Origin of the sequence: Lysinibacillus sp. KU-BSD001 (assembly GCF_042920265.1) — a bacterium.
Classification (GTDB): Bacteria; Bacillota; Bacilli; order Bacillales_A; family Planococcaceae; genus Lysinibacillus_B.
Genome location: NZ_JBDQZI010000016.1, coordinates 37,778 through 52,343 on the forward strand (window position 1 = coordinate 37,778; position 14,566 = coordinate 52,343).

Below are 14,566 nucleotides of genomic sequence, written 5' to 3' on the forward strand. Positions count from 1 at the left end.
TCCTTAATTTGGAGTATAAATAAAATTTCCGCTTGTATCAGCGCATAAACATAGTAATCTTTAAAAGGGGTAATTTAAAAAAGTGAAAGAAGCGTGATTCAATGTTTTTTAAAAAGACATTACATCAAGAACGCATCAACATCGATTTATTTCAAGTAAAAATTCAAATAGACAAACATCCAAAACTAAAACAACAGCTAACTATGTTAAATTTAACGGACGTGGATTTAAAATATTTATGTGCCTTTCAACCGTATGTTGAAAAAAATATTAATGAAATTGTGAATCGTTTTTATGATGTGCTCGGAATGAATCCTGGTCTCATTAAAATTATTGATGATCATAGTACAGTTGAACGGTTAAAAATAACGTTGAAAAAGCACATATATGAAATGTTTTGTGGTGTCATCGATGAATCGTTTTTCCACAAGCGTGAGCGTATTGCACGTGTACATGTGCATATCGGCTTACCGACACAAAGTTATATTGCAGCTTTTCAAACGTTGAATCTTTCTTTTATGGAATATATAAAACAATATATCCCGCATACGGAAGATCAGTTTCAAACGTTATTAGCTGTTTCAAAAATCTTGAATTTGGAGCAACAGCTTGTATTAGAAGCATTTGAAGCGTACGTAGAAGAATCGAAAAATGCGGTAAATAACCAAAAAGCAGCAGTAGGTCATGCGATTGTGGAATCAGCAGAAAGTTTAGCGGACATTGCGCAACAAACGAATGCCTCCTATCAACAGTTAAATGTGCAAACAGAAGAACTCGTAGCCTATGCAAAGCGCACAAATGAAATTTCATGTGCAACAGAACGGCAAGCCATTGAAGGGAAAGACCAAATGCATGCTCAATCCGCGAATATGATGACGATTGCTTCTTCTGTCGATGAAGTAGCACGTGATGTGCATCGTTTAACGGATATGACAAAGCAAATGGAAAACATCATGGCGATTGTTACAAATATCGCTAATCAGACGAATCTGTTAGCGCTGAATGCCTCGATTGAAGCGGCGCGTGCAGGCGAGGCTGGCAAAGGATTTGCTGTCGTGGCCAATGAAGTGCGAAAACTGGCAGAGCAAACGAAATCTTCTATTGATACAGTAGGGAATTTATTGAACGATACAAATGAACGGACGGAAAAATTGGAGCGTTCTCTAGCACGAATTCAGCAAGACGTTCAATTTGGTGAAGAAGACATGCGACAAACAGAGCAAAAATTTGCGCATATTTTATGTTCCATGAGTGAAACGAAAACCCAAAATGGTTTAATTGAGCGAAAAATTCAAGACCTTTGCAGTGTCATTAGTCAACTTTCAATTGCTTTTGATGCAGTTACGAACTCGGCAGATAAACTAGTTTGTATTTCACAAGAATTGAACGAATAAAGTATTCTCCGCTATTTGGGGAATACTTTTCTTTATTTTGTAATACAAAGCGCCGTTATTTGCTCTTAAAAAGGTTTATACTGTATGTAGGATATTTCTACCGTATAGGAGAGGTCAATATGAAGACGATAGTAGTTGTTGGAGGCGGCATTACAGGGTTATGCACGATGCATTATGTGAAACGCCAAATGAAAGAAAAGAACATAGAAGCGAAGTTAGTTTTGATTGAGCGCAATGAATACTTAGGTGGTAAAATTCATTCTACGCACGAGGACGGCTTCATTATGGAAACAGGCGCCGATTCGATTGTTGCGCGTCATCCAGGTGTGTTGGAGTTGGTTCGTGAGTTAGGGTTTGAATCAGAGCTTGTCTACAATGAGACAGGCATTTCCTATATTCATACAAATAATGAACTGCACGCAATTCCTGCAGGTTCTACGTTCGGCATTCCAATGAGTATCGAGTCCTTACAAGCAAGTACGTTGATTTCGGATGAAGCGAAGCAGCGTGTGTTACAAGATGCAACGATGCCAAATACAACGTTTACGAAGGAAAGCTCGATTGGGGCGTTTCTTGAACACTTCTTAGGAGAGGAAATTGTACGGAAGCAAATTGCTCCTGTACTTGCCGGTGTGTATTCAGGGGACTTATATCAACTTTCCCTTGCTTCGACATTACCGTATTTAGTCGACTATAAAAATGAGTACGGCAGTATTATGAAAGGCTTTGAAGCAAACCGTGAGCAGTTTGAAAAGGCGGCCAATAAAAAATTCATTTCATTCCGCAATGGGCTATCGGCCATCATCGATCGGTTAGAAGAAAGTTTACCTGACGTAACATTTATGAAAAAGGCAGAAGTGCATAGCGTAACAAAAATGGGCGATCAATATGAAATGGTCGTAGGAGACGAAACGATTGTAGCCGATATTGTGGTATTAGCTGTGCCGAACGAAACGGTACGTGAAGTGCTGAAGGATGAAGGGTTGCAAGTGAGCTTAAATAAATTCACAACCGCTTCGGCCATTACACTGTATGTCGGTTTTGATGTACCAGATAGCGTATTACCAGCGGACGGAACAGGCTTTATCGTCTCACATAATAGCGATTTAGTATGTGATGCTTCTACTTGGACGAGCCGTAAATGGAAGCATACATCGGCTGACGGGAATTTGCTCGTACGCCTATTTTATAAAAATGTAAATCCACGCTATGCAGAACTCGCAGCAATGACCGATGAGGAACTTGTAGCGGTAGCACGGAAGGATATTGCACTTAGTCTCGGTATTCAGGATGAGCCAACTGTTGTCAAGGTAACAAAGTGGATCGATCAAATGCCACGCTATGACTTAGCACATCATGACGCCTTATCGGTTGTCGTGTCAGATTTAGCGCAGCGCTACCCAAATGTACTACTTGCGGGTTGTTCTTATTTTGGTGTGGGGATTGGTGCGTGCATTCAAAATGGGAAGCATACAGCCGAGCAGATTGTCGCGATTCTATAAGAAATAATGCATGAAAACGTTTACTATCGCAAAACGTCTTGACGTTCGTTGCATATAACGTTATGATTCTTTTAATTATTGACAAAATTCATATATTTTCTTATCGAGAGAAGCGGAGGGACTGGCCCAGTGAAGCTTCAGCAACCAACAGTAGTCAGGTGCTAAATCCAGTCGGCAAATGCCGTAAAGATGAGAAGGAATGACGATTTTATAGCCTTCTTATACAAAGAAGGCTTTTTATTTTATGGAAAAATAACTGAAAAATTGTGCAATTCAGTATAGAGAAAAGAGGGGCATAGATGGGGTTACTTGAAGCTTTACAGACGCGTGTATTAACGGCAGATGGTGCGATTGGGACACTGCTTTATTCATATGGGTTAGATTATTGCCATGAGGAAATGAATGTCACAAGACCAGAAATAGTAGAGAAAATTCATGAGCAATACATTGAAGCAGGCGCAGATATTATTCAAACGAATACGTACGGCGCTAATGCCATTAAATTAGCACGTTATGGCTATGAAGGTCGTGTGCAAGAGTTTAATGAAGCAGCGGTGGCAATCGCTAAAAAAGCAGCTGAAGGTAAAGCCGTCTTTGTACTCGGAACAATTGGTGGTATTCGTGGCATTCGTAAAAGTGATGCGACGTTAGCCGAAATTGTGACGGCCATTGAAGAGCAGGCCAAGGTGTTACTCGCTGGTGGGATCGATGGCATTTTACTAGAGACATTTTATGATTATGAAGAAATCCAAGCCGTTGTGCAGACAGTTCGTGCATTAACAGATTTGCCGATTATTGCCCAAGTATCGATGCATGAACCAGGTATTTTACAGGGGGGCATTGCACTTGGGGATGCACTGAGTCAGCTTGAAGCACTAGGCGCAGATATTGTTGGTAGTAATTGTCGCTTAGGACCATTCCATACGATTCAAGCATTTGAAAAGGTGAATTTACCGGAAAGAGCTTATTTGTCTGCTTATCCAAATGCCTCGCTACTAGATGTTGAAGATGGCCGTGTCGTGTATGAATCAGAGGCCGATTATTTCGCACGGGCAGCAGAAGAGCTAGTGAAGCAAGGGGTACGTTTAATCGGTGGTTGTTGTGGCACAACGCCAAAGCATATCGAGGCAACGAAAAAACGTTTAGCCAATAGCCAGCCAATTACAGAAAAAGCGAAAAAGCCTGGGACAGTTGAATTTGTTCGTTCACCAGAGCCACGTCAGTATGAACCGCTTCATATGAAAGCAAAACGTGAACGTTCTGTGATTGTAGAGCTAGATACACCACGTCACCTTGAAATCGAAGGGTTTATGAAAGGGGCAAAAGCGCTTTATGAAAACGGAGCAGATGTTATTATGATGGCGGATAACTCACTCGCTTCACCCCGTATTAGTAACATCGCGATGTCGGCTATTTTGCAAAATGAAGGGGTACGTGTTCTTCCGCATTTAACGTGCCGTGATCGTAACTTAATTGGCTTACAGTCGCATTTAATGGGGCTTGATGCACTGCAGCTACATGATCTTTTAGTCATTACGGGCGACCCGACAAAGGTAGGGGATTTCCCAGGAGCAACAAGTGTATATGATGTGTCATCGATGGAGCTAATGTCACTCATTAAACAGTTAAATGAAGGGATTTCATTTTCAGGGAAGCCACTTCGTAAAAAAGCCAACTTCTCGGTTGCGGGTGCCTTTAATCCGAATGTGCGTGTCGTAGCACGTGCTGTAGACCGCTTGGAGAAAAAGCTGGAGCATGGCTGTGATTACTTTATTTCGCAACCCGTGTATTCAAAGGAAAAAATAATTGAAACTTATGAGGCGACGAAGCATTTAGAGGCACCCATTTATATTGGCATTATGCCAGTGACAAGCTTTAGAAGTGCAGAATTTTTACATCATGAAGTGCCGGGCATTAAGTTATCAGACGACGTTCTAGCGCGTATGGAAGCGTGCGGTGAAGATAAAGAAAAGGCGACGGCAGAAGGTGTAGCCATCGCAAAAGAACTATTAGATACAGCATGTCAATATTTCAATGGTATTTATTTAATTACACCATTTTTACGATACGATATGACACTTCAATTGTTGGATTATGTCAAAGAGCTAGATGCAAAAAGAGAAGGAGTACAAGTAAATGCGTAACCACCCGATTTATGAACAACTAGAAAAGCGAATCCTCATTATTGATGGTGCGATGGGGACGATGCTACAAAATGAAAACTTAACACCGGAAGATTTTGGCGGCGAAGAATTAGATGGCTGTAATGAAAACTTAGTCATTACACGTCCGGATGTGTTAAAAAAGATTCACCGTGCTTATTTAGAAGCCGGTTCAGATATTATTTGTACAAATACATTTGGTGCGACACCACTTGTATTAAATGAATATGATTTAGGCGATAAAGCGGATGAAATTAATACACGTGCGGTCGAATTAGCGAAGGAAGCGGTAGCGGAGTTTTCCACACCAGAGTGGCCACGTTTTGTGGCGGGGGCAATGGGACCAACGACGAAAACCTTATCGGTTACAGGCGGGATTACATTTGAAGAGCTAGAAGAAAACTTTTATCAGCAGGCGCGAGCACTTGTCCAAGCAGGATCTGATTTAATTTTACTGGAGACGAGTCAGGATATGTTGAACGTAAAAGCGGCAACGATTGCGATGCAGCGCGCGTTTGATGAGCTTGGTGTCGAGCTACCCGTGATGATTTCTGGCACGATTGAGCCAATGGGGACAACGCTTGCGGGTCAGTCGATTGAGGCGTTTTACATTTCGATTGAGCATATTAAGCCATTATCAGTTGGTTTAAACTGTGCGACAGGTCCAGAATTTATGACGGATCATATTCGTTCCTTATCAGATTTAGCGACAAGTTATGTCAGCTGTTATCCGAATGCAGGGCTTCCAGACGAGGAAGGGTGCTATCATGAAACGCCAGATTCGTTATCGAAAAAGCTACGCGGCTTTGCGGAAAAAGGCTGGCTCAATATTGTAGGTGGTTGCTGTGGTACGACACCAGCACATATTGCTGCGATTCGCGAGGCAGTCGAAGGGTATGTCCCGCGTCAGCTACCTGAAAAGACGCATGGTCATGCTGTCTCAGGCATTGAGCCATTACAATATGATGATTCGATGCGCCCGTTATTTATTGGGGAACGTACAAACGTAATTGGCTCACGTAAATTTAAGCAATTAATCATTGATGGCAAATTCGAGGAAGCAGCAGAAATTGCCCGTGCACAAGTGAAAAACGGAGCACATGTAGTCGATATTTGTTTAGCGAACCCAGACCGTGATGAAGCAGAGGATATGAAAAACTTCATGCCGGAAGTTGTCAAAAAGGTAAAAGTACCGATCGTGATTGACTCAACAGATGAAAAAGTCATGGAAGAGGCGCTCAAATTCTGCCAAGGGAAAGCGATTATTAACTCGATTAACTTAGAAGATGGCGAAGAACGTTTTGATGCCGTGATGCCACTTGTTAAAAAGTACGGGGCTTCGGTCGTTGTCGGTACAATTGATGAGATCGGTATGGCCGTAACACGGGAGAAAAAGTTAGAGGTAGCGAAACGTTCACATGATTTATTGACACAAAAGTGGGGCATTTCACCAGAGGATATTATTTTTGACCCATTAATGTTCCCAGTCGGTACAGGGGATGAACAATATATCGGTGCTGCGGAAGAGACAATCGAAGGAATTCGTCTCATTAAGGAGCAGCTACCGGGCGTATTAACGGTGCTAGGTGTAAGTAATATTTCATTTGGTTTACCGCCAGTTGGTCGTGAAGTATTAAATGCGGTGTATTTATACCACTGTACACAAGCGGGATTAGACTATGCCATCGTGAATACAGAAAAGCTAGAGCGTTATGCATCGATTCCAGAAGATGAAATCAAGCTAGCGAATGATTTAATCTTCCGTACTAATGATGAAACATTAGCTGCCTTTACAGACTTTTATCGTGATAAGAAGAAGGAAAAAACAGCAGCGAGCCTACCTGAAACAGTGGAAGGTCGTTTAGCTTACTATATTTTAGAAGGTACAAAAGAAGGGTTAATTGATGATTTAAATCAAGCACTGGAGTTGTTTGATACACCGCTTGATATTATTAATGGACCTTTAATGGACGGAATGGCGGAAGTCGGGCGCTTATTTAATACGAACCAACTTATCGTTGCCGAAGTATTGCAATCAGCAGGGGTGATGAAAGCGGCTGTTGCACATCTGGAGCAATTTATGGAGAAAAACGATGAATCCGCAAGCAAAGGGAAAATGGTCCTAGCGACAGTTAAAGGGGACGTACATGATATCGGCAAAAACTTAGTGGATATCATTTTATCGAACAACGGCTTTAAAGTAGTGGACTTAGGCATTAAAGTGACGCCTGCCGAACTCATTGAAGCCATTCGTCGTGAGGAACCAGACTTTGTCGGATTATCCGGCTTGCTTGTAAAATCTGCGCAGCAAATGGTGTTAACAGCGCAAGACTTTAAAGAAGCGGGGATTGATGTACCGATTATGGTCGGTGGTGCGGCGCTTTCACGTCGCTTTACGGAAACAAAAATTGCGCCAAACTATGATGGTCCTGTCATTTATTCGAAAGATGCGATGGAAGGTTTAGATGTGGCGAATCGTTTAATGAATCCGCAAGAGCGTCCAAAGCTAGAACAGGAGCTAAGAGCATCGATTGAAAAACGGGCGGAAGCCGATAGTAAGCGAGCAGAGCGTCCAGTGGCAGTGGCAGAAAAACCAGTGCGCACAATCGCGGATGCACCTGTATTTACACCGAAAGATTTAGTACGTCACGTAAAGCGTGATTATGCGGTATCACATTTATATCCGTATGTGAATATGCGTACATTAATCGGGCATCATCTTGGCTTTAAGGCAAATGTTGAAAAGGCGATTGCGGAAGGCGAAGAGCGTGCGGTTCAATTAAAAGAGCTTGTCGATAGTTACTTAAACGACGAAACATTAAAGCCATCAGGAATGTATCAATTCTTTAAAGCACAAGCAGACGGGGATGATGTTGTTGTTTATGCGGAAGACGGCGTCACGGAAATCGAACGCTTTACATTCCCACGCCAATCTAAAGCACCGTTCCTATGTTTAGCGGACTTCCTAAAAACGAAAGAATCGGGCGAGATGGACTATATTGCTTTAATGGTCGTCACAGCAGGGCACGGCGTATCAGCGGCTGCACGTGAGTTGAAAGAGGCGGGGAAATTCCTAGAAAGTCATGCGCTACAAGCGACAGCATTAGAGTTAGCGGAAGGCTTTGCAGAACGTATTCACCAAGAAATTCGTGACCAATGGGGCTTCCCGGACCACGTGGATTTCACAATGCGCGATCGTTTTGCAGCGAAATATCAAGGGCAACGTTTCAGCTTCGGTTACCCGGCATGTCCAAACTTAGAAGACCAAGAAAAATTATTTAAAGTATTAAAACCAGAAGATATCGGTGTCCACTTAACAGAAGGCTTTATGATGGAACCAGAAGCGAGCGTATCTGCCATCGTCTTCGCCCATCCAGATGCACGATATTTTAATGTATAATGAAATGATTAGAGGGGGTGTCCAGAAAATGAATATTTTCTGGACACCCTTTCACTTCTTGAGCACTATTTACTAAGAAATATTGCTCCTGTGGTGGTCGCATCACGATACCACCATCCTCGTCGCAAGAGCACTTTTTTAGATAAATGTTATATGCTTACACAACTAAGTGAAATATAAGGAGAGAAACATGATGATTCGTAACGCAACAAGAGAAGATGTAGCGCAAATTTTAGCAATTTTTAATTACAATATTGTACATAGTACGGCGATTTACTTATACGAGGAACAAACGTTGGAGGCGCGGCTTGCATGGTTTGAAGCGAAAGTGCAAGCGGGTGAGCCAGTGCTTGTTTATGAAGTAGACGGGCGTGTTGCAGGCTATGCCACATATGGAAAATTCCGTCCGCAAGCAGCTTATCAATATACAATTGAACATTCCATCTATGTTCATGAAGATTTTCAACGAATGGGTATCGCTAAACAATTAATGCACCGTTTAATTGAACAAGCGAAAGCAGATAACTACCGCACGATGATTGCCTGTATCGATGCGGACAATGAAGGTAGTATTCGCATGCATGAAAAGTTTGGATTTACACATGTTGGCACGTTGAAAGAGGTGGGCTACAAGTTTGGTAAATGGTTGGATTTATGCTTAATGCAGTTAAAATTGTGAAAAAAATAGAAAAATGTGTGCTTCCTTTTATTTCCGATGATATGATAAACATAGAATGAAAACGGAAATAGAGAGGAGGGGTGCAAATTGAATCGAGCAGAAGAAAAAGCATTTATGTGGCGACATATACGAAATTTTTTGATTGTGAGTGTCGTATGTTTATTCCTGTTTTTGAACTATCCCATCATCTATCCGATAGTAGGGGAAAGCAATTTAGCCTCCTTAACGATCACGATTCAAATGTTTATGCTTGTCGCCATTGTGTCAGTAGGAATCCAAATTTGGTTCTCAACACGTTTTAATTTAGACAATAAAAATGTGCATATGGGTGCTTTATTTTTTACGATTGGCTTATTTCAAGTCGTGCATATTATTTCATTTGCAGGCATGCCCAATTATCTTTATTACGATTATGGTGAATTTTCTCTAGTATTCGATTTAATTATTCGTAATTTATTGCCTCTTGGCATGATTGTCATTTCTTTTATGCGTGCTAAGGATATTACAATGCGCTATAGAAGAATGGTGTTTGCAGCTTCCATTACGATTGCACTTGTTTTTATTGTCGGTTGCTTTTCGTATGTAGGGAGCATTCATACATTATTTGAGCAGTTTAATTTAAAGTTGATTTTACAAACAACAGCGCTAACGCTTCAAGTCATATTGCTATGCCTTTTAATAAAGGATGTTAGAATGTTGCATAGAAAAAGCTTCTTTTTTTCTATTGGGACATTGTATTTTATGATGGGGAACATATTATTTACGTTATCGACTTCACATGCGGACGCTTATTATGTCGTAGGCGAGCTCATGCAAGTGTGTTCCTTTATCACGTTATTTTATGCGATTTATTATTCATCGGTAGAACGGCCATATAAAGATTTAGCACTGTCTGAAATGCGTATGCAAAAAATGGCGTATTACGATGAGGTAGTAGGTTTACCTAACCAGCGCTATTTAGAAGAGAAATTAGAAAAAGAATTACCTAGAGCAAAAAAACAGCAGGCGATTTTACTCATTGAAGTAGAACGGCTCGATGCGATTAAAATTTCATTAGGGCAAAAGTCTACAAACGAACTAATGTGTTCCTTAGCAGATCGTTTTCAACGAGCTTTAACAGCACAACAAGAGCTGATGAAATTCGGCAAAAATCAGTTCGTCATTTATGTGGAACATTTTCAGCAAGAAGAGGTAGACCGCATTTGTGAACGCGTGCGTCGAAGTTTAGAACCGCCTATTCAAATTAAGCATTATTCATTGCGCATGAAATTCCATGTAGGAGTAGCCATCTATCCAAATGATGCCAATCATCCGGAAGGCCTGATTCAGTGTGCACATTTAGCCTTAAATAAGGCGAAGTACTCTATGGCGGGCTATCCGCAGTTTTATACAGCTGATATGGAGATGAAAAATCGGGAGCAAATCCAGTTAGAACATGATTTAGAGAAAGCATTATTCAACGAGGAGTTATTTTTAGAATACCAGCCACAATTGGATGTGAGGACACGAGAGATTTGTTCTGTTGAAGCACTTGTTCGTTGGCAACATCCAACGATGGGCAGAATCCCACCGAATCGCTTTATTCCAATAGCTGAAGAGAGTGGGCTCATCATTCCGATGGGATTAGCTATTTTGAAAATGGCTTGTAATGAAATGAAGCGTTGGCAGCAGCTCCATGATCGACCGATTAAGTTAGCCGTGAATTTATCGCTCAGTCAGCTATACCAAGAAAATTTTATCGATGAGATACGGAAAGTCTTGGCGGAAACCCAATTTAATCCGCACGATTTACAGCTAGAGATTACAGAAAGTATGACATTTGAAGCTACACAACTTATTTCAATTTTAAGTGAATTGAAAAAAATGGGTATTGGGATTGCGATTGATGATTTTGGGACAGGCTATTCATCGCTTGCGTATTTAACCGATTTTCCATTCGATTGCTTAAAGATTGACCGGTCATTTGTCAATAAAATTGGGATTTCTGCTAAAGGAGAGGCCATTGTTACAACGATTTTAACGATGGCGGAGCATTTGCATGTAGAGGTTGTGGCAGAAGGAATCGAAACAGTGGAGCAGTTTAAGTATTTAGAGAAGGTCGGCTGTAATAAGATTCAAGGATACTATGTCGGTAAACCAATCCCATTTCATCAATTTATGAATGATTATAAAAGCATCGTCACGCGTGGTTATTCTATTATTTAACAGTTTACCCGCTATGTGGATTAAAAATCCTATGAATATGACATTTGTCATATAAAAATTATGATGTTTGCGTCTAGTGGTCATACCAGTTTCTTTTTATGCTAGTATTAGCGAATGCAATGAAAGAAGGGAAATTAATATGACTACTACAATGACAGACGCAGAAAAAACGAAAAAGCTGCGCAAAGATGTAGCGCCTTTTGCAAAGTCTGAAACGAATAAAAGTATTTTTCAAATAATTAATACACTAACACCATTATTAGTCGCATGGATACTAGGGTTTTATTTACTACAATATTCCCCTTGGTTAACAGTGGCATGTAGTGTGGTAGCAGCCGGTTTTGTCGTGCGTACATTCATCATTTTCCATGATTGTACACATGGTTCATTTTTCAAAAGTAAAAAAGCAAATGATTCGATTGGATTTATCACAGGGGTATTAACTTCTTTCCCGTATGAAAAATGGAAACGTGAGCATACAATCCACCATGCGACAAGCTCGAACTTAGATAAGCGTGGCATTGGTGATATCGATATGTTAACGGTTGAAGAATATATGGAAAAATCAAAATTAGGACGTCTAGGATATCGTTTATACCGTAATCCACTTGTGATGTTTGGCTTAGGGCCACTTTTAATGGTACTAGTTTTAAATCGTATTAACCGTAGCGATGCAAAGAAAAAGGAGCGTATCAATACACATTTAACGACGTTAACAATGGTTGTGATTTTAGGCACACTTGCTTGGTTAACAAGCTTACAAGCTGTACTACTTGTATACGGTGTGACATTATTTATCGCCGGTTCATTAGGGATTTGGTTATTCTATATTCAGCATACGTACGAAGATTCATATTTCGAGTATGATACAGAATGGGATTATGTAAAAGCGGCTGTAGAAGGAAGCTCTTATTATAAATTACCAAAATTACTACAATGGATTACAGGAAATATCGGTTTCCACCACGTGCACCACTTAGCGCCACGTGTACCAAACTATCATTTAGAGGAAGCGCATAAATCAATTCCGCCATTACAAAAGGCGACGACAATTACGCTTTCGACAAGCTTAGAGTCGGTTCGTTACAAATTATATGACCCTGAAAACAAAAAGTTTGTGACATTTAAAGAGGCGGAAGCGATTATTCAATCGCGCCAAAAATCATCATCAAAAGCTGCATAAGTTTCTCTTTACCAAAATGGTATGTCCGAAAAGACTTTCAGACATGCCATTTTGCTATAATAGAACAAAAAGAAATGAGGATTTTATGCAAACTTGGTATAGTATCATTCCGAAAAGTCCTTGGCTTAGTATTTACATATGGATTATTTTTTGTATCATGCCGTTCTTCTTCATCGTACGAGCGTTCAGTCCGCTCTATGTAGGGCTCGGCATTGTGCTCATTTTGCTTTATTTTTTATGTCATAAGTTTTCCTTTCAGTCGAAAAATGGGCTTGTGTACATGTGGCTTAGTTTTCAAATGGTGCTAAACATCGTGATGACATTGCTGTTCGGTTATATTTATTTATCGTTATTTACAGCGCTTTTCATTGGAAATATCCGTCAAACAGTCGGCTTTTATATTATGTATGGGCTTCATATTGGCTTTACGGTGTTGTCGATTGTAGCGGGGTATTTTATTTTTCTTGAACTGTTTTTATCGCAGACACCGTTCATCATTATTGCGGTCATCGGGGTTGTGTTACTGCCATTTACATTATATACACGCAATAAGCAGGAAAATTTAGAAAGCGAGCTCGAAACAGCGAAGGATCGTATTTCAGAGTTAATCATTCACGAGGAACGACAACGAATTGCGCGAGATTTACATGATACACTCGGTCAAAAATTATCGATGATTGGGTTAAAAAGTGACTTAGCGGCTCGGCTCGTTGAAAAGAATCCGCAACAAGCAATTAGTGAAATAAAAGATATTCGTCAAACTGCGAGTATTGCGCTAAAAGAGGTACGTGAATTAGTCGCGGATATGCGAGCAGTTAGACTAGAAGAAGAGCTATTTCGTGTGGAACAAATTTTACGAGCAGCAGAAATTGAGTTCGAGCTCATTGGCGATCCGCAAGCGATTCAAATGCCGGTGCTAGCAGAAAACGTGATCAGTATGTGCTTAAAAGAAGCGGTGACGAATGTCGTTAAGCATAGTCGCGCGAGTAAATGCATTGTTGAACTTGTGCGAAATGAAAATGTATTTATGCTGGTTGTCAAGGACAATGGCGTAGGGTATGAGGAAACATTCGCGTTAAATGGCAGTGGATTGAAGGGGATGCGTGAGCGAATTGAGTTTTTAAACGGATCGGTAGACATAAAAAAGGCTCAAGGTACAGAGCTCATGATTTGTATACCTGTTACGATTACACATCAAAAGGGAAGTGAAGAAGTATGATTCGAATTGTCATAGCAGAAGATCAAGGTATGCTACTCGGGGCTATGAAATCACTACTTAGTTTGGAAGAGGATATGGAAGTTGTGGGCCTGGCGAGAAACGGTGAAGAGGCGATCGAACAAGTACGTACATTGCGCCCTGATATTTGTATTATGGATATCGAAATGCCAGTTAAAACAGGGTTAGATGCAGCGGAAGCGTTAAAAGATGAAACATGCAAAATTATTATTTTAACAACATTTGCCCGTCCAGGTTATTTTGAACGTGCACGAAAAGCAGGTGTGCGCGGCTATTTATTAAAGGATAGCCCAATTGAAGAGTTGGTGAATGCCATTCGCATTATTATGGATGGGCGTCGTATTTATGCACCGGAGCTAGTGGATTTTGTGTATGAAGATGATAGCGAAAACCCGTTAACAGAACGAGAGAGCCAAGTATTAGAGCTTGTCGCAGAAGGCAAGACGACGAAGGAAATCGCAGCGGAATTGTTTTTATCAGCAGGGACCGTACGCAATTACATTTCCACAATTTTAGATAAACTCGGTGTAGGGAATCGAATTGAAGCCATTCAACGTTTTAAAGATAAAGGGTGGAATAAATAGTACAGCAGAGGATAATGCCCCTGCTGTTTTTTTCATTTGGGTTTGTGTTGTGTGAAGGGGAACGAGCAAAACGAGTGCGTATGCGGTCAAAAAGGGGATGTAAGCGAGCAAAAGGTACCCGTATCCGAGCAAAAGCAAAACAGGCGTGTATGCGGTCAAAACGAGGGTGAGCGAGCAAAACAAGGTATCCGAGCAAAACAAAAAACGGTAGAGAAACCCC

At 40.8% G+C, this 14,566-nt stretch carries 9 protein-coding genes and 1 riboswitch; all 9 genes read left to right on the forward strand.

What is annotated here, in order from left to right:
• Positions 1–101 precede the first annotated feature (101 nt).
• The gene (locus AAGS61_RS18110; RefSeq protein ID WP_391375161.1) at positions 102–1,394 is read left to right on the forward strand and encodes a protoglobin domain-containing protein; all 1,293 of its coding nucleotides are present in this window, start codon (positions 102–104) and stop codon (positions 1,392–1,394) included.
• 119 nt (positions 1,395–1,513) lie between these two features.
• Positions 1,514–2,896, forward strand: coding sequence for a protoporphyrinogen oxidase (gene hemG, locus AAGS61_RS18115; protein ID WP_391375164.1), 1,383 nt, complete (start codon positions 1,514–1,516; stop codon positions 2,894–2,896).
• Between the two features lie 97 nt (positions 2,897–2,993).
• A riboswitch (SAM riboswitch) is annotated at positions 2,994–3,092 on the forward strand.
• A gap of 103 nt (positions 3,093–3,195) precedes the next feature.
• Positions 3,196–5,040: a bifunctional homocysteine S-methyltransferase/methylenetetrahydrofolate reductase gene (locus tag AAGS61_RS18120; protein ID WP_391375167.1), complete on the forward strand. Its 1,845-nt coding sequence runs from the start codon at positions 3,196–3,198 to the stop codon at positions 5,038–5,040.
• Positions 5,033–8,458, forward strand: a complete 3,426-nt coding sequence (metH, locus tag AAGS61_RS18125; RefSeq protein WP_391375170.1) for a methionine synthase — start codon at positions 5,033–5,035, stop codon at positions 8,456–8,458. The genes AAGS61_RS18120 and metH overlap by 8 nt, the downstream gene beginning before the upstream one ends.
• Before the next feature lie 193 nt (positions 8,459–8,651).
• Entirely contained in the window at positions 8,652–9,137 is a 486-nt protein-coding gene (locus AAGS61_RS18130) for a GNAT family N-acetyltransferase (RefSeq protein WP_391375296.1), read from the forward strand.
• 87 nt (positions 9,138–9,224) lie between these two features.
• The gene (locus AAGS61_RS18135; protein ID WP_391375173.1) at positions 9,225–11,342 is read left to right on the forward strand and encodes a putative bifunctional diguanylate cyclase/phosphodiesterase; all 2,118 of its coding nucleotides are present in this window, start codon (positions 9,225–9,227) and stop codon (positions 11,340–11,342) included.
• 139 nt (positions 11,343–11,481) lie between these two features.
• Complete coding sequence (locus tag AAGS61_RS18140) at positions 11,482–12,525, forward strand: fatty acid desaturase (RefSeq protein ID WP_391375176.1); 1,044 nt, start codon at positions 11,482–11,484, stop codon at positions 12,523–12,525.
• 85 nt (positions 12,526–12,610) lie between these two features.
• On the forward strand, positions 12,611–13,744 hold the full coding sequence (locus AAGS61_RS18145; RefSeq protein ID WP_391375178.1) for a sensor histidine kinase: 1,134 nt from the start codon (positions 12,611–12,613) through the stop codon (positions 13,742–13,744).
• Positions 13,741–14,346 carry a response regulator gene (locus AAGS61_RS18150; RefSeq protein WP_391375181.1) on the forward strand — a complete coding sequence of 202 codons (606 nt, stop codon included), beginning with the start codon at positions 13,741–13,743 and terminating at the stop codon, positions 14,344–14,346. The genes AAGS61_RS18145 and AAGS61_RS18150 overlap by 4 nt, the downstream gene beginning before the upstream one ends.
• The last annotated feature ends 220 nt before the right edge of the window (positions 14,347–14,566 follow it).